This window comes from Streptomyces plumbidurans, from assembly GCF_019857225.1.
Classification (GTDB): Bacteria; Actinomycetota; Actinomycetes; order Streptomycetales; family Streptomycetaceae; genus Streptomyces; species Streptomyces plumbidurans.
The window spans coordinates 59,814-75,505 of record NZ_JAFJSY010000047.1 but is presented as its reverse complement, the minus strand read 5'-3'; the positions used below and the strand labels follow the sequence as shown (position 1 = coordinate 75,505).

General features: G+C 71.3%; 20 protein-coding genes and 1 pseudogene. 12 read left to right on the top strand and 9 right to left on the bottom strand.

The window, feature by feature from the left end; translation table 11 throughout:
* Window positions 1-197 (bottom strand): annotated as a pseudogene (locus tag JYK17_RS26880) (glycoside hydrolase family 16 protein); the annotation flags it as partial.
* 152 nt (window positions 198-349) lie between these two features.
* On the bottom strand, window positions 350-1,000 hold the full coding sequence (locus tag JYK17_RS26875; protein WP_234548314.1) for a VanZ family protein: 651 nt from the start codon (window positions 998-1,000) through the stop codon (window positions 350-352).
* 257 nt (window positions 1,001-1,257) lie between these two features.
* On the opposite strand from JYK17_RS26875, the gene JYK17_RS26870 reads away from it, so the two are divergent.
* The 6 genes from JYK17_RS26870 to JYK17_RS26845 are packed head-to-tail and all read left to right on the top strand — an operon-like array spanning window position 1,258 to window position 5,009.
* A complete protein-coding gene (locus JYK17_RS26870) occupies window positions 1,258-1,440 on the top strand; it encodes a hypothetical protein (RefSeq protein ID WP_128801099.1) in 183 nt (60 codons plus the stop codon).
* Window positions 1,437-1,889, top strand: coding sequence for an MrpF/PhaF family protein (locus JYK17_RS26865; protein WP_108015661.1), 453 nt, complete (start codon window positions 1,437-1,439; stop codon window positions 1,887-1,889). Before JYK17_RS26870 ends, JYK17_RS26865 begins: the two co-directional genes overlap by 4 nt.
* Window positions 1,882-2,142 (top strand): Na(+)/H(+) antiporter subunit B, encoded by a 261-nt coding sequence (locus JYK17_RS26860; protein WP_222811353.1) that lies wholly within the window; start codon window positions 1,882-1,884, stop codon window positions 2,140-2,142. Before JYK17_RS26865 ends, JYK17_RS26860 begins: the two co-directional genes overlap by 8 nt.
* Window positions 2,139-2,879: an MnhB domain-containing protein gene (locus tag JYK17_RS26855; protein WP_108015659.1), complete on the top strand. Its 741-nt coding sequence runs from the start codon at window positions 2,139-2,141 to the stop codon at window positions 2,877-2,879. The genes JYK17_RS26860 and JYK17_RS26855 overlap by 4 nt, the downstream gene beginning before the upstream one ends.
* Before the next feature lie 19 nt (window positions 2,880-2,898).
* Window positions 2,899-3,246 carry a sodium:proton antiporter gene (locus JYK17_RS26850; protein WP_108015675.1) on the top strand — a complete coding sequence of 116 codons (348 nt, stop codon included), beginning with the start codon at window positions 2,899-2,901 and terminating at the stop codon, window positions 3,244-3,246.
* Window positions 3,246-5,009, top strand: coding sequence for a complex I subunit 5 family protein (locus JYK17_RS26845; protein WP_128801098.1), 1,764 nt, complete (start codon window positions 3,246-3,248; stop codon window positions 5,007-5,009). Before JYK17_RS26850 ends, JYK17_RS26845 begins: the two co-directional genes overlap by 1 nt.
* A gap of 58 nt (window positions 5,010-5,067) precedes the next feature.
* Here JYK17_RS26845 and JYK17_RS26840 read toward each other — a convergent pair whose 3' ends face one another.
* Both JYK17_RS26840 and otr(A) read right to left on the bottom strand, forming a co-directional pair.
* Window positions 5,068-5,730, bottom strand: a complete 663-nt coding sequence (locus tag JYK17_RS26840; protein ID WP_108015657.1) for a DUF4230 domain-containing protein — start codon at window positions 5,728-5,730, stop codon at window positions 5,068-5,070.
* Window positions 5,731-5,874: 144 nt separating this feature from the next.
* Window positions 5,875-7,740, bottom strand: coding sequence for a tetracycline resistance ribosomal protection protein Otr(A) (gene otr(A) / locus JYK17_RS26835; RefSeq protein WP_108015656.1), 1,866 nt, complete (start codon window positions 7,738-7,740; stop codon window positions 5,875-5,877).
* A gap of 192 nt (window positions 7,741-7,932) precedes the next feature.
* On the opposite strand from otr(A), the gene JYK17_RS26830 reads away from it, so the two are divergent.
* Entirely contained in the window at window positions 7,933-8,886 is a 954-nt protein-coding gene (locus JYK17_RS26830) for a ribose-phosphate diphosphokinase (RefSeq protein WP_108015655.1), read from the top strand.
* A gap of 66 nt (window positions 8,887-8,952) precedes the next feature.
* The gene (gene tuf, locus JYK17_RS26825) at window positions 8,953-10,146 is read left to right on the top strand and encodes an elongation factor Tu (RefSeq protein WP_108015654.1); all 1,194 of its coding nucleotides are present in this window, start codon (window positions 8,953-8,955) and stop codon (window positions 10,144-10,146) included.
* Between the two features lie 47 nt (window positions 10,147-10,193).
* Here the strand turns inward: tuf and JYK17_RS26820 are convergent, their stop codons facing one another.
* Window positions 10,194-10,574 (bottom strand): anti-sigma factor antagonist, encoded by a 381-nt coding sequence (locus JYK17_RS26820; RefSeq protein ID WP_108015653.1) that lies wholly within the window; start codon window positions 10,572-10,574, stop codon window positions 10,194-10,196.
* A 269-nt stretch (window positions 10,575-10,843) separates the two neighbouring features.
* Window positions 10,844-11,794 (bottom strand): NADP-dependent oxidoreductase, encoded by a 951-nt coding sequence (locus JYK17_RS26815; RefSeq protein ID WP_222811352.1) that lies wholly within the window; start codon window positions 11,792-11,794, stop codon window positions 10,844-10,846.
* Between the two features lie 71 nt (window positions 11,795-11,865).
* On the opposite strand from JYK17_RS26815, the gene JYK17_RS26810 reads away from it, so the two are divergent.
* Complete coding sequence (locus tag JYK17_RS26810) at window positions 11,866-12,825, top strand: GlxA family transcriptional regulator (RefSeq protein ID WP_108015651.1); 960 nt, start codon at window positions 11,866-11,868, stop codon at window positions 12,823-12,825.
* Window positions 12,826-12,845: 20 nt separating this feature from the next.
* Here the strand turns inward: JYK17_RS26810 and JYK17_RS26805 are convergent, their stop codons facing one another.
* Both JYK17_RS26805 and JYK17_RS26800 read right to left on the bottom strand, forming a co-directional pair.
* The gene (locus JYK17_RS26805) at window positions 12,846-13,409 is read right to left on the bottom strand and encodes a TetR/AcrR family transcriptional regulator (RefSeq protein ID WP_128801095.1); all 564 of its coding nucleotides are present in this window, start codon (window positions 13,407-13,409) and stop codon (window positions 12,846-12,848) included.
* Window positions 13,406-13,768, bottom strand: coding sequence for a DUF1304 domain-containing protein (locus JYK17_RS26800; RefSeq protein WP_108015649.1), 363 nt, complete (start codon window positions 13,766-13,768; stop codon window positions 13,406-13,408). Before JYK17_RS26800 ends, JYK17_RS26805 begins: the two co-directional genes overlap by 4 nt.
* A 147-nt stretch (window positions 13,769-13,915) precedes the next feature.
* Here JYK17_RS26800 and JYK17_RS26795 point away from each other — a divergent pair, with 147 nt between their 5' ends.
* The 3 genes from JYK17_RS26795 (at window position 13,916) to JYK17_RS26785 (ending at window position 15,325) form a co-directional block, all read left to right on the top strand.
* Entirely contained in the window at window positions 13,916-14,392 is a 477-nt protein-coding gene (locus JYK17_RS26795) for a GNAT family N-acetyltransferase (protein ID WP_222811351.1), read from the top strand.
* A gap of 43 nt (window positions 14,393-14,435) precedes the next feature.
* On the top strand, window positions 14,436-14,729 hold the full coding sequence (locus JYK17_RS41265) for a hypothetical protein (protein ID WP_372465289.1): 294 nt from the start codon (window positions 14,436-14,438) through the stop codon (window positions 14,727-14,729).
* A gap of 203 nt (window positions 14,730-14,932) precedes the next feature.
* Entirely contained in the window at window positions 14,933-15,325 is a 393-nt protein-coding gene (locus JYK17_RS26785; RefSeq protein ID WP_222811350.1) for a VOC family protein, read from the top strand.
* 49 nt (window positions 15,326-15,374) lie between these two features.
* Here JYK17_RS26785 and JYK17_RS26780 read toward each other — a convergent pair whose 3' ends face one another.
* Window positions 15,375-15,659 (bottom strand): DUF4235 domain-containing protein, encoded by a 285-nt coding sequence (locus tag JYK17_RS26780; RefSeq protein ID WP_108015674.1) that lies wholly within the window; start codon window positions 15,657-15,659, stop codon window positions 15,375-15,377.
* Window positions 15,660-15,692 lie beyond the last annotated feature (33 nt).

Sequence of the window (15,692 nt, the reverse complement as noted above, 5' to 3'; positions counted from 1 at the left end):
ACGTTGTCGCCGGTCTCGGTCTGCCATTTCGAGCCGTCGACTGCGGCACCCGCGGGGCCGTCGAAGTTGTCGGTGAACGCTGCCGCCGCGGCGGAGGTGGGGGGATCCGCCTGTGCCGTGCCGGTCGCCGCGGCGGCGACCAGGGCGAGGGGCAGGGCGGCGTACAGACATCTGCGGAGCAGACGTGGAGAGGCCACGGCTCTCCCTTCCGTCGGCGTCCCGTGTGACGGGTGTGCCGACTGTGGTGGGGGGTGAAGGGTCGCCCCTTGATTTAAGAAGTGATGTAAGAACGCCGTCAATACCTAGGTACGGACCAAGTGTTGAAGGAATGGTGGCGACACCGGACTCTTCAGGCCCGGCGCTCCCGTGCGTGCACTGCCCGGCCCATGCGCCGCCCCAGCACGACGTAGCCGATGAGCGCACCGGTGGTGTTGAGGATGACGTCGTCGATGTCGAAGGCCCGCCCGGTGATCAGCGCACCCTGGGCGAACTCCACCAGGAGCATGACCATGGCGGTCAGCAGCAGCACCCGCAGCAACCCGCGGGAGCGCGGGGCGACGACCGGGACGAGGACCCCGAACGGCACGCCCAGCAGCACGTTTCCACCGATCTGCTTGACGGCGTCGCGCAGCGCGGGCTGATCCAGGTACGCCCGCAGCGAGCTGCCCGGATGCATGTTGGTGTGCGTCAGGGCCGCCGACGCGGGCGAGGGCTGCAGCGTCAGCCGCGCCAGAACGACGGCGAACGCCACCATGAACGCGAAGGCACACACCATCGCCAGCAGCCGGACCGGGAAGGCCAGAACATGCCGCTCCTGAGGGACCGGATTCTTACCGGACTTGGCGGCGGTCGTCCTGCCGGGCTTGGCCGCCGCCTTGCCCGACTTGATGTTCTTGCCTGAGTTCGCGTTCCTGCCTGGCTTCGCGGTCTTCGCGGTCTTGTCGGACTTGGTCGTACGCAGGCGAAATACCGAGCGTCGTCCCAAGGCTGCGCGAGCCATCCGGTCCTCCAGTCGTCAACTTCCCCGCGTTTGAACGCGGTTACCCGCTCGTCGCCCGACAATGCGGTCGGTCTTCACCACGCCCCGGACGCACCCCGGGACGCCCCGCGGTTTTTCTTCCTGCTGTCGGGGCACTCCTGGCTCTGACCCGCGCGCGCCGCCGCCCACGGCGCCCGTCGCGATGTTTGGATGCCGCGAAAGGACGTCATGGACGTCTCGCCGCGACGGTGTGGTGGCCGAGCCCGAGGAGGTGGCGCATGACCCGGCGTACGGCACTGCTCGCCGCGGCCGAACTGCTCGCCTGGTGGGCCGCGCTCGCCGTCCTGTGGCTGTTTCTCATCAGCACGGTGTACACGCTGGAGTTCGTGGTCGGTGTCGCCGCCGCGGGCCTGGGCGCTCTCACCGCGTGCGCCGCACGACGGGCGGTGACCGAGAGGTGAACGGCTGGACGCTCGCCGCGACCGTCGGCCTCGCAGGCGGCCTGGGCACCGCGCTGTGGGGCGTGGCCACCGGGCCGCTGCGCCGCCGGGTCGTGGCGCAGAACCTCGCGACCGCGCTCGCCTGCCCGGCCATGCTGCTCCTCGCGCAGGGCTACGGCCGCCCCGCGTACGTCGACCTCGGCCTCGTCCTCGCCCTGCTCGGGCCCGTCGGCACCCTGGTGTTCGCCCGGCTGCTCGCCGACGAACTGGCCGAGGACCCGCCGCGCGCCTGGGTGGCGACCTGGGCGGTGGCCGCCCTGGGCGCGGTCACCGTGATCGCGCTGTGCGTGGCCACGGGTCCGAGCCGCGCGATGGCCAAACTCCTGGTGATCGGCGCCCTGCTGATCGGCGGGAACGTCATCGCCTCGCGCGCCCTGGCCGGCGGATTCAGGAGGGTCGGCCGTGGCTGACGCGGTGATCGTCGTGGCCCTGCTGCTGGTCGCCGCCACCGCGACCGTGGCGGTGGCCACCCGCGACCCGGCGCGCCAGGCACTTGTCCTGTCCGTCCTCGGCGTCGTCCTCGCCGTGCTGTTCACGGTGTTCCAGGCACCCGACGTGGGCCTGTCGCAGCTGGCCGTCGGCTCCGCGCTGACGCCGCTGCTGCTGATGCTGACCGTCCGCAAGGTCAGACGGCGCGGCCGGGACGAGGAGCACGAGCGGTGAGCCGTCGCGTCCGGTTGTGGCTCGTGCTGGCGGCCGGTACCGGCCTCGCCGTCCTGCTGGTCGCCGCCTGTCTCGACCTGCCGAACTTCGGCGGTGACCGCCATCCGTACGGCGACCGGGCCGTGCGAGCGTCCATCGCCCGCCACACCGCCAACGTCATCTCCTCCGTCAACTTCGACCAGCGCGCCTTCGACACCCTCGGCGAGATGACCATCCTCTTCGGCGCCGTCCTCGGCTGCGTGATGCTGCTGCGGCAGACCCGCGACGAACACCGCGCCCGGCCCCGACCCGCCGAAGTCGCCCCGCCCGTACGCCGCTACGCCCTCCTCGTGCTGCCCGTCGCCCTCGTCACCGGCATCTATGTCGTCGCGCACGGACAGTTGAGCCCCGGCGGCGGATTCCAGGGCGGTGTCGTCGCCGCCACCGCCCTGCACCTGCTCTACCTGGGCGCCGACTACGGCGCCCTGGAACGCATCCGGCCGCTCGGCGTCTACGAGGTAGGCGACGCACTCGCCGCCTCGGCCTATGTCGTCCTCGGGCTCGCGGGCCTGCTCGGCTCCACCGCCTTCCTCGCCAACTCCCTGCTGCCGTACGGCACGTTCAACACGCTGTCCTCCGGCGGGACCGTTCCCCTGCTGAACGCGGCCATCGGCATGGAGGTCGCCTGCGCGGTCGTCCTGCTGCTCGCCCGCTTCCTTGACCAGGCCGTCGAGATCGAGAAGGAGAACGGGGAGTGAGACCGCTGTGACCGACGTGATGCACGTCCTGCCCTACCTCGTGGCGGCGTGGGTGTTCCTGGCCGGCTGCTACGGGCTGGCCACCAGCCGCAATCTGATCCACGCCGTCGGCTGTCTGTCCGTGTGCCAGGCCGCCACCTACGTCCTGCTGCTGGGCGTCGGCTACCGCAAGGACGCCACCGCACCCGTGTTCTCCGACATCAAGCCCGGCTCGCGGACCGTCGTCGACCCGGTCGTGCAGGCGCTGACCCTCACCGACGTCGTCGTCGGCGCCACCGTCACCGCGCTGCTGCTCGCCCTCGTCGTGCAGATCGCCAAACGCCACGGCACCGTCGACCCCGACGAACTCTCCGAGCTGCGCGGCTGATGAACGACCTGCTGCCGCTGCTCGTCGCCGTCCCGATCCTGGGCGCCGCCCTGCTGGTCGCCGGCGGCCGCCGGATGTCCCGGCCGGTCGCCGAACTGGCGGCCTGCACGATCTCGGGCGGCACCGCCGGGCTCGCGCTCGTGCTGCTGCTGAACTCCTCCCCGCCCATGACCGAATGGGTCGGCGGCTGGACGCCCGTGAACGGCGAGAGCGTCGGCATCGTGCTCACCGGCGACGGCCCCGGCCTCGGCATGGCCGCGCTCGCCTCCCTGCTCACCTTCGCCGCGCTGGTGTACTCCTGGCACTACTTCGACGAACCGCCCCGCCGCCACGCGGGCTCCTTCCCGGCCCTGATGCTGCTCTTCCAGGCCGGCATGTGCGGCTTCGCGATCGCCGGCGACCTGTTCAACCTGTTCGTCTGGTTCGAGCTGATGAGCGTCGTCGCCTACGCCCTGACCGGGACCCGCGTCGAGGACGCCAAGGTCGTGCAGGGCGCGCTGACCTTCGCGGTCGTCACCTCGCTGGGCGCCTACGCCGTACTCATGGGCATCGGGATGCTCTACGCCCGCACCGGTGAACTGGCGCTGACCCAGATCGGCCGCGGCCTGGACGCGCACGGCGGACCCGACGCGCTCACGCTGGCGGCCTTCGTCCTCATCCTGACCGGACTGCTGGTCAAGTCCGCCGCCGTGCCCTTCCACTTCTGGCTCCCGGACGCCCACGCCGTGGCGCCCACCCCCGTGTGCATGCTCCTGTCCGGAGTCATGGTGGAACTCGGCACCTACGGCGTCTGGCGGGTGTACGGCACGGTCTTCTCCGGGCCCGGCGGCGTGCCCGACGCCGACTTCGAGCGGGGCCTCGTGGTGCTCGGCGTCCTGACGGCCGTGGTCGGCGCCGTCATGTGCTGGTACCAGCGGCACATCAAACGGCTGCTCGCCTGCTCGACCGTGGCCCACACCGGGCTGTTCCTCATCGGCATCGGCGTCCTGACGCCCGAGGGGGACGACGGGGTCGCGCTCTACGTCCTCGGACACGCCGGAGTGAAGGCGGCCCTGTTCGCCTGCACCGGCGTACTCCTCGACCGGTACGGCAGCGTCGACGAACGCGCCCTGCACGGCAAGGCACGCGAGCTGCGGCCCGTGGCCGTCATGTACGTGATTGGCGCGCTCGCCCTCGCCGGGCTGCCGCCCTTCGGCACCGCGCTCGGCAAGGCCGTCACGGAGGAGGCGGTGGGCGGCCCGCTCACCGTGCTGATGGTCGCGGCGACCGTACTGACCGCGGGAGCGGTGCTGCGGGTGGCCGCGGGCGTGTTCTTCGGCCTCGGCCCCGAGCCGGGAAGCAGCGACGAGTACGAGACGACCGGCACCGGCGAGGAGCCCGAGACGGGGCGTCGGATCAGCCGTGTCCCCGACACCATGACCGCCGTCCCCGCCGTGCTGCTCGCTGCCGCGCTGGCCGTCGGGGTGGCCCCCGGCTTCGCCGGCCTGGTGTCGCACGGCGTCGGCGAGTCGGGCTCCGGCGGACTGGTGGTCTCCGCCCCGCACTGGACCCTGCCCGGCGTGCTGCTGGGCCTCGTCTCGACCCTGCTGGCCGTGGGGCTCGCGGCCCTCGCCGTCACCCGGCCCGCCCTGCTCACGGCCCCGGACTGGGCACAGCCCCTGCGGCGCCTGCAGTCCGGGCACGTCGGCGACTATGTGGCATGGCTGCTGGTGGGCGCGGTGCTGCTGGGCGCCCTGGCGCTGCCCGGAGTCGCCGGCAGCTGATCAGCGCGCTGTGGAGGCGGCCGTGTGATCAGGCGCCGTATCCAACATGCACCTCCGATCAGGCGCCGTAGCTCACCCGCACCTCCTTGAAGCCCAGGGACCGCAGCAGTCCCTGGAGCATGCCGGTGGTGTTGGTCTCGGCGCGCTTGGTCAGTCCGCTGTCCTTGGCCGCGTCGCCGATGTGCTTCACCGCCAGCTTCTGCACGGCCTGTTCGCTGTTCGGGTTGTCCGAGAACAGGTCGCCCAGCCGGTCGAGGAGACCGCGCTGCTTGGAGACGGCGTAGGAGCGGTCGGGGTCGAGGGCGGGCTTGCCCAGCGCCGCGTGCGGCAGGTGGAGCGTGGCGGACGTGCGGTCGTCGTTGACCGTCACGTCGTTCTTGCCGACCTTGCCGAGGTCGACATAGGCGTCGACGGTGCCCGCGCCGATGTACAGGGTGCGCGAGCCGCGGACCGCGTCGGGCAGGTACTTCGTGTCCTTCTCCAGGTCCACGACGACCTGGAAGTTGCCGGAGGCGGCGTCGTAGCGGCTCATGTCCTGGATGGACTGCAGCAGTGCGGGTCCCGAGCGGTCGTGCGTCTCCGTGCCGAACAGGTCCTTCAGACCGGGGAGCACGGCCAGCCGGATACCGGCGAAGAACACCGCGAGCACCAGCACGACGGCGCTCACCGCCTTCGCCCAGCCGGGCATGCGCCTGGACATACGCCTGATGGGAGTCGTCATGGCGACGGCCCTCCTTCCTACAGTTGCGGATGCCCCTCAAAGCCGGTGTCAGACCGGACCGTTGACCGCAGGCCCCGCCGACGGGAGCGCAGGGGGCGCACTGGCGTGCAGAGCGCACCCCGTGGACCACATCGTCATCAGGCGTCAGTGGGGCCGCAGTTCACGGTCCCCGGAGGGCCGGGACCACCACACCCCCTCGCCGTGCGTGAGCCCCGGCAGCCGCAGCTCGATCTCGCGCACCCGGCGGGCCGGGAGCCGGCCGGCGATCACCCAGCCCGTCGACCCGCCCGTCGTACCCGTGAACTCTGCCCCCAGTGAGGCGAGTTGGGCTGTCACGGGGGCCAGGGCGTCCAGCGGGACCTCCGTCTCGAAGGCGTGGTACGGCTCGTACAGCCGGGTCCCGGCGCGTTGCAGTGCGGCACGCAGCACGAGTGGGGTCAGTCCCCGGAAGTCGGCGGCGGTACTGATCGGCGCGCAGTAGCCGGAGCGGATCAGCGTGACCCGGTAGTCCGTCACGGACGCGCCGGACAGCCCGGTCTCCATGGTGGCGTGCACCGTGTCCTCGATGGCCTGGTGGAAGGCGCGGGGGAGTGCGCCGAGTTCCGTCTCGTAGGTGAAGGTCCCGCCCGAGCCGAGGGGTCCCGGCTCGACCCGCAGCCCGATCGTCGCCCAGTAGCGGGTGCCGAGGTGCCACGGCATCTCGTCCACGGCCTCGCCGGTACCCCGCGGCCGCTCCAGCAGCCGCACCCGGCCCGGTTCGAAGTCCGCCTCGATTCCGAAGTCCTGGGCGAGCGTGGCCGCGAGCACCTCCATCTGCACCTCGCCGTACAGCAGCAGCGCGGTGGCGCCGGAGGCCGCGGGCCGGGCGTGGATCAGCGGGTCCTGGTCCGCCAGGGTGAGCAGGGCGGTGCGCAGCGCGGCAGCCTGTCCGGGGCGCCGGGCCCGGACCAGGGTCTCCAGCGTCGGCGGCGCGAACTGCGGTGCGCGCTCGGCGACCGGGCCGAGCCGGTCGCCCACCCGGACACCGCTCAGACCGGTGAGCGCCGCGATGTTCCCGGCGGTGAGCGAGGGTCCGCCCCCGCCGATCACGTCGAGGCCGGTCACCCGTCCGGTGACCTCCGCGGTCCGCCCGTCGGCCTCGCGCCGCAGCAGGGTCAGCCGCTGACGAAGCGTCACCTCACCCTCGTACAGGCGCAGATACGCGACCCGTTCGCCGCCCGCCGACGGCCGTACGGCGAACACGGTGCCGCGCGGCTGTCCGCCGGTGACCGCGGGGGCCGGCGGGATCAGCCCGGTCACGGCCCCGACGAGTTCGTCGACACCCTGCCCGCCGAGGGCGGAGCCGAACAGGACCGGATGGAACGAGCCGTCGGCGGTGCGTGCCGCGAGCGCCTTGCGCAGTTCGTCAGGGGTGGGCTCGGGGCCGTCCACGACCGCCGCCAGCACGGCCGGATCGACCTCGGCGAGCGCCTCGGCCAGCTGCCGGTCCCCGGGCGGCCGGCGGGTCACGCGGGCCCCGGCCGTACCGATGCCCCGCACATCCGCGAGCAGTGCGACGCACGGCGTCAGCCTGCGCCGGATGTCGGCCAGCAGATCCGCCGACCGGGCGCCCGCGCGGTCGATCTTGTTGACGAAGACGACGGTCGGCAGCCGCAGCCGCCGCAGCGTGCGCATCAGCACCCTCGTCTGCGCCTGCACACCCTCCACGGCGGAGAGCAGCAGCACCGCGCCGTCCAGGACCTGAAGGGCCCGTTCGACCTCGGCGACGAAGTCCGAGTGACCGGGGGTGTCGATCAGATTGATCCGGGTGTCACCGGCCGTGAACGAGGCGACCGCCGAGCGGATGGTGATGCCGCGCCGCCGCTCGATGTCGCCGTCGTCCGTACGGGTGTCACCGGCGTCGACACTGCCGAGCCGGTCGATCGCTCCGTGGTCGAACAGCAGCCTCTCGGTGAGGCTGGTCTTACCCGCGTCGACGTGGGCGAGAATTCCGATGTTCAGGGTGGGCATGCGTGGTCGAGTCCTCGAGAACCGTGGGCCGATGGGGGCACTGGTGGATTCCGAGGAGTCGGCGCATGGGGTCTCCCGAGGTGAGGAACTCGTACGGCGCCATGATGGCCCGCGCACGGTGGCGCGGCGCAACCGGATTTTCTGTGGTCAGTAGCATGAGACTCCCCGACATGATCATGCGAGGAGCGGATCGTGCGAGACATCTCCGTCTTCAGCGGCAGTGCCCACCCCGATCTCGCCGCCGAGGTCTGCGCCCATCTCGGCGTGCCGCTCAGCCCCACCCGCCTGAGCCGGTTCGCCAACGACTGCCTGGAGGTCCAGCTCCAGGCCAACTGCCGCGAGCGTGACGTCTTCCTGATCCAGCCGCTGGTGCGGCCGGTCCAGGAGAACCTCGTGGAACTGCTGCTGATGTGCGACGCCGCCCGCGGCGCCTCCGCCGCCCGGATCGCCGTCGTGATGCCGCACTACTCCTACGCCCGCTCCGACAAGAAGGACGCGCCCCGTATCTCGCTCGGCGGCCGGCTGGTCGCGGATCTGCTGGTGGCGGCGGGCGCGAGCCGTGTGCTGACCATGACGCTGCACGCGCCGCAGGTGCACGGCTTCTTCTCGGTGCCGGTCGACCATCTGCACGCCCTGCGCGAACTGGCCGCCCATTTCCGCCAGTACGACCTCAGCCGCACCACCGTCGTCTCGCCCGACCTCGGCAACGCCAAGGAGGCGGCCGCCTTCGCCCGGCTGATCGGCGCCCAGGTGGCCGCGGGTGCCAAGCAGCGGTTCGCGGACGACCGGGTCTCCATCAGCTCGGTGATCGGCGACGTCGCGGGCCGGGACGTCATCGTCCTGGACGACGAGATCGCCAAGGGCAGCACGGTCCTCGAACTGCTCGACCGGCTCAGGGAGCTCGGGCCGCGCTCCATCCGGGTCGCCTGCACGCACGGCCTGTTCGCGGCCGGTGCGCTCAAGCGGATCGGCGAGCAGCCCGACGTACTGGAGATCGTGTGCACCAACACGGTGCCGGTCCCGGACGAGGAACGCACCGACAAGCTGCGCATCCTGTCCATCGCGCCCGCGCTCGCCGAGGCCGTCCGCCGCATTCACAACGGCGAGTCCGTCAGCGCCCTGTTCGACGCGCCGCGAAGCGAATAGACATGAGTGAGGAGCAAGGCTCGGCGTCCAGGTGACGCCTCACCCAGGTGACCAGGAGGGCTTGCAGTGGCGAAGGCGAAGTTCGAGCGGACCAAGCCGCACGTGAACATCGGCACGATCGGTCACATCGACCACGGCAAGACGACGCTCACGGCGGCCATCACGAAGGTGCTGCACGACAGGTTTCCCGACCTGAACCCGTACACCCCGTTCGACCAGATCGACAAGGCGCCCGAGGAGCGGCAGCGCGGCATCACGATCTCGATCGCCCATGTCGAGTACCAGACCGAACGCAGGCACTACGCGCACGTCGACTGCCCGGGGCACGCGGACTACATCAAGAACATGATCACGGGCGCCGCGCAGATGGACGGCGCGATCCTGGTCGTGGCGGCCACGGACGGGCCGATGCCGCAGACCAAGGAGCATGTGCTGCTGGCCCGGCAGGTGGGCGTGCCGTACATCGTCGTCGCCCTCAACAAGACCGACATGGTGGACGACGAGGAGATCCTGGAACTCGTCGAGCTCGAAGTGCGCGAGCTGCTGACGGAGTACGAGTTCCCCGGCGACGACGTCCCGGTCGTCAAGGTGTCCGCGCTCAAGGCGCTGGAGGGCGACGAGCGGTGGGCGCAGTCCGTGCTCGACCTGCTGGACGCCGTCGACTCGGCGATCCCCGAGCCGCAGCGCGACGTGGACAAGCCGTTCCTGATGCCGATCGAGGACGTCTTCACCATCACCGGCCGCGGCACCGTCGTCACCGGCCGGATCGAGCGCGGGGTGCTGCACGTCAACCGCGAGGTCGAGATCATCGGCATCCACGAGCAGAAGACGAGGACGACCGTCACCGGCATCGAGATGTTCCGCAAGCTCCTCGACGAGGGCAGGGCGGGCGAGAACGTCGGACTGCTGCTGCGGGGCGTCAAGCGCGAGGACGTGGAGCGCGGGCAGGTCGTCATCGAGCCAGGCACGGTCACCCCGCACGTGGAGTTCGAGGGGCAGGCGTACATCCTGTCGAAGGACGAGGGCGGCCGGCACACGCCCTTCTTCGAGAACTACCGCCCGCAGTTCTACTTCCGCACCACCGACGTGACCGGTGTGGTGACGCTGCCCAAGGGCACCGAGATGGTCATGCCGGGCGACAACACCAGCATGCACGTCCAGCTGATCCAGCCCATCGCGATGGAGGAGGGCCTGAAGTTCGCCATCCGTGAGGGCGGCCGGACCGTGGGCGCCGGACAGGTGACGAAGATCCTCAAATAGCCGCCGTCAGGACGTAGCCGCCGTCGCAACGACGCGCGCGGCGGCCGTCACACCGACCCTGACGTGGCCTCGGGCTGGCCCAGGGCCGCGTCCAGGGTCGGATGCGCGGGCAGCAGCCGGGCGAGGCCGGTGACCCGCATGATGCGCAGGGTGAGCGGATGCGTGCAGACGAGCTGCAGCTCTCCGTCCTGCGCGAGTGCCCGGGCCCGTGCGCGATAGAGCAGCCGCAGCCCGGAGCAGTCGAAGAAGTCGACCTGGCGCAGGTCGATCACCAGACGGACACCGGGGTGCGCCGTCACCCGGTCCAGGGACGGGGCGATCTCCACGGTCGCGGCGATGTCGATCTCGCCGCGGAACTCCAGCACCGTGTGTCCCCGGTCCTGGTGGACCCGCAGATGCCGAGTGATCGGCGCAGGCTCCTGGTACACGACGACATCGCCTCCAACCTGCTCCGTCCACCGCGGTGTTGCAGGTCACCGGGGCCCGGGGTGACATCGTGCAGAGCGTACGAGCGCCGACGTGCCCCGGGTCCCCTGTGAGCGCAAATCTGTTTCTTCGCCCTGCAAGTTACCCTCGTTGGAGTGAATTTGAGCATGTTCGATTGACATATGTCTTCGAATTGCGGTGAAGGCTTCCCGCAGGGCGATGAACTGCGCGGTGACGAACGGGTCGCAGGCCGGGATCGGTACCGGTCCGATCAGTCGGCCAGCAGCACCAGCTTCCCGGCCGTCCGGTCGGTCTCGCCCTGCCGGTGGGCCTCGGCGGCCTCGGCCAGCGGGAAGGTGCCGGCGATCTCGGGGCGCAGCTTCCCCGCCTCCACCAGCTCCGTGATCGCCTCGAGGCCGCTTCGGGAGGCGTCCACGAGCATCCTCAGCGCCCGGACACCGAGCCGCTCGGCCTCCTCGGGGAAGTCGTTGGAGCCCATCGGGATGATGGAGACGACGATGCCGCCCGGACGCAGCACCCGCAGCGAACGCATGCCGGTGTCGCCACCGATGGTGTCCAGCACCACGTCGACGTCCTTCACGGCCTCCGCGAAGTCCGTCTCCCGGTAGTCGACCGTCTCGTCCGCGCCGATCCCGCGCAGGAACTCGTGCTTGCCCGCGCTCGCAGTGCCGATCACATGCGCGCCGCGCGCCTTGGCGATCTGCACGGCCACATGGCCCACCCCGCCCGCCGCGGCGTGGATCAGCACCCGCTGACCCGGCTGCAGGTCGGCGTTCTCCACCAGCGCCTGCCAGGCGGTCAGCGAGACCAGCGGCAGCGCGCCCGCCTGCGTGTGGTCGAGGGAGGCCGGCTTGTGCGCGAACCAGCGTGCCGGAGCGGAAACGTACTCGGCGTGCGAACCGTGCCCGAAGGGGTACGACAACATGCCGTATACCTCGTCGCCGGGCTTGAAGTGGGCGACGCCGATGCCGACCGCCTCGACCACCCCGGAGACGTCCCAGCCCAGGACGTAGGGCGGCCTGCCCAGGAAGCCGCCGGTCGCGCGGTGCTTCCAGTCGGTCGGGTTGACGCCGGCGGCGCGGACCCGGACCAGTACCTCGTTGGTGCGCGGCTCGGGGCGCGGCAGTTCCACTACCTTCAGGACCTCGGGACCGCCGAGGTCGTCCTGGCTGATGGCTCGCATCGTGTTCACAGTGCTCATGGTGAACCAGCCTGCCCGGGGCCGCCCGCCAAGGAAATGGCACGATTGCCAAGCTTCGATAAGATCGTGCCATGAGCGGTGAACGGAAAGCGGAACGGGTCGTCGTGCTGGCCCTCGACGGTGTCTACCCCTTCGAGCTCGGCATCCCCAGCCGGATCTTCGGCGCGGCCGACGGCCGGTACGAGGTGGTGACCTGCTCCGTGGACGGTCAACCGGTGCGCAGCTGCGCCGACTTCACGATCGGCGTCGAGCACGGGCCCGAGGTCCTGGCCACGGCCGACACGGTGGTGGTCGCCTCCATGACACCCTCGTGCATCCCCGCCGAACTGCCCGTGGAGGTCGCCGCCGCGCTCGCCCGGATCCGGCCGGACGCCCGCATCGTCTCCATCTGCACCGCCGCCTTCGTACTGGCCGCCGCGGGCCTGCTCGACGGCCGCAGAGCCACCACGCACTGGCAGGTCACCGACCAGTTCCGGCGGCGCTACCCGAAGGTCGACGTCGACCCCGACGTCCTCTTCGTCCACGACGGCAGGATCCTCACCTCGGCCGGCGCCGCCTCCGGCGTCGACGTCTGCCTGCACATCGTCCGCACCGACCACGGCAGCGAGCTGGCCAACGCGGTGGCCCGCCGCTGCGTCGTACCGCCCTTCCGGGACGGCGGCCAGGCGCAGTACATCGAGCAGCCGGTGCCGCAGAGCGGCGCCGCGAGCACGGCGGCGACCCGGGCCTGGGTCCTGGAGCGCCTCGACCAGCCGGTCACCCTGGCCGAGCTGGCCGGTCACGCGCGGATGAGCCTGCGCACCTTCGCCCGCCGCTTCAACGAGGAGGTCGGACTCAGCCCCGGCCGCTGGATCGTCCAGCAGCGCGTCGCCCGGGCCCGGCATCTGCTGGAGTCGAGCGATCTGTCGGTCGACCAGATCGCCGGCCAGGTCGGCTTCGCGACGGGCGCTTCGCTCCGCCAGCATCTGCATGCCGCGATCGGGGTCTCACCGCAGGCGTACCGCCGTACGTTCCAGACGGCCGCCCGGTAGATCCGTCCGACCCGCGGCGCTCAGCGGGCGGAGTGCAGCGCGACCAGCAACTGCCAGACCCCGTCGGCGATGTGATCGGTGTCGGCCTCGAGGAGGCCGTGCAGCCAGTCCGCCAGCACCCCGGCGAAGGTCGCGGCCACGGCCGAGGCGACCAGCGGTGCGTCCGCCGCGCCCGCGCGTTCACGCTCGCGCAGGCTGAAGGCCCGCAGATCGCGGTGCAGGACCCGGCCGAGGGGCCCGCCGCCGCCCGGGGCCAGCAGCGCGCGGTACAGCCCGGCGTGCGGGGTGAGCGAGTCGAAGAAGGCGGCGAGCGCGGGCGGCGCGTGCACCGGGTCCGGCCGCCCGGTCCACGAGTGCAGCGCCTCCACGGCTTCCCGTACGACATCGGCGCAGGCGTCGACCGCCAGGTCCTCGATGCCGGCGTAGTGGACGTAGAACGTGGCCCGTCCGACGCCGGCCCGGCGCACCAGCGCGGCCACGCCGACCTCCGCGAGGGGCTTTTCGGCGCACTCCGCGAGCAGGGCCTCCCGCAGCCGCGCCCTGGTGCGGGCGGCCCGCGGGTCCTGCGGTGCGGTGCGCGTCACCGCGCGACCAGGACTGCGGCGAGGGCGAGCGCGCCGGGCAGTGCCTGGGCGAACAGGATGCGGCGGTTGGCGGTGACGGCGCCGAAGACGCCCGCGACCACCACGCAGCCGAGGAAGAACACCTGGGCGCGGAACCCGGTCGGATCCGCCGCGACGAGGCCCCAGATCAGCCCGGCCGCGAGAAACCCGTTGTACAGGCCCTGGTTGGCGGCCATCGGGGCGGTCGCCCGCGCCATCTCGCGATCGAACCCGTGCAGTCCCCGGCCGGGTTTCTTCTGCCACAGGAACATCTCCATCACCAGGATGTAGACGTGCAGGGCGGCCACCAGTGCGACCAGCACGTCGGCGAACGTCTCCATGGCGGGGCTCCGTGATCTTCAGCTGACTCGAACTTCGAGTCGGACCCGAACTTGGAGTCGGACCCGAACTTCCTGGACAGGTGTCCACTATATCTGGACAGCTGTCCAGGAAGTCCCCCTGTCAGTGCCCGTAGGTAGCCTGCGCTCATGACTGACCACCAGGTGATCGTGCGGCGTGCTCGTGCCGAGGACATACCGGGTCTCGTCGCGTCGAGCGCCGGGCTGTTCGCCGAGGACGGCGGCACACGGGACAGCAGCGTGAACGTCGACTGGCCGCGCCAGTACGGCGCGCAGACGTTCGCCGCCGCACTGGAGGACCCGGCACGCCTCGTCCTCGCCGTGGAGCGCGACGGACAGGTCGTCGGCCACCTGCTGGGGACCGCCACCGGGCCCACGGCCAAGCGCAGGACCACCTCCGCGACCCTGGTCAGCATCTACGTCCGCCCCGAGCACCGGCGGGCACGCGCCGGGGACCGGCTGGTGGAGGAGTTCCTCGACTGGGCCCGGCGGCAGGGCGCCGAGCATGCGGAGGTGACCGCGTACGCGACGAACACGGAGGCGATCCGCTTCTACGAGCGGGGCGGCTTCACGGCCATGACGCTGACCCTGCGGCAGGCCCTGTAGCCAGCGCGCCGCAGCTTCGCCCGCCCCTTCATTGATCAGCCGCGTGCACCATCTCCCCGCCCACATAGGTGAGTTCCACCCGTGCGTCGGCGAGCGCGTCCGCGGGCTCCCCGAACACATCACGTGTATCCGGCCGGTCCCGTCGAGGTGGTTCACGTGGGCCGAGGCCGCCGTGTACGCCGTCAACGCCTCGGTGAGGGTGAGCCGTTGGCCCGGCAGGACGACCGGGGCGCGGTCGCACTACGCCTTCGTCGACCAGTCCCTCGCCTTCGGCGCCCTCGACTCGGCGTGCGTCGCCCTGCCGCAGGCCGCCCGGGAGGCCGAGACGGCCGTATGACGGGCGACGTACGCCCGGCTCCCCGCCGACACGTACCCGCACATCGCCGCGACGGCCCGCCTGGCGGAGGTCCGGGGCAAGGCCTGACGGCCATGACGGCCAACTCGGCGTCCCGCGACTGAAACGACCGGACCGGGATATCTAAAAGATAGAGCGCGGCGGTGGGGCACGATGCCCCGTGCCCCTGACCGTACGGAGGACACATGCCACTGGTGGAAGCAGGCTGGGTGGTGCTCGACTGCGCCGAGCCGGAGAAGCTCGCCGTGTTCTACAAGGAGTTGCTGGAGGGCGAGGAGACGGGCGCGAACGCCAACCGCGTGGAGATCACGGGTGCCGACGGCTTCCGGATGGCCTTCCGCCGCGATGCGAACGCGACTCCGCCGAGCTGGCCGCGCACGGAGAACTCCATGCAGGCCCATCTGGACTTCGACGTCGAGGACCTGGACGCGGCGGAGCGCAAGATAGTGGAGCTCGGCGGGCGCGCGCTGGAGACGAAGGACGCGTCCGGACCGTTCGAGGAGCGCGGCTACGCCGACCCGGCCGGCCACTCCTTCTCCCTCCGCCGCACCACACCGACGGCCCCCAAACAGGGCTGACCCCCAACTGGCCCACCGGCGGGACCGCCGGGGTCAGTCCTGTCGGGCGTCAGTCCCGCCCGCCCTTGTCGGCCGCCGGCCACACCCCCGTCGAGCGTTCGATGGCCTTTGCGCCCGTGCGGTCCACCGCGCTGCGGACCACGGCGAACAGGGCGCCCTGGACCGCGGCGGCGAGCAGGATTTCGCCCCAGCCGCGTTCCTGGTCCAGGGCGTCGGGCGCGTCCTCCTCGTGCCGGATCGCCATCCACGTCTTGCGGAAGGCGAACCCGGCGAGTGAACCGCTGACCCAGCCCAGGGCGAACCCCACGGGCTTGTAGGCGAGCGGCAGCTTCATTTTCTTCTTCTTCGTCTTCGCCACGTCTGTCTC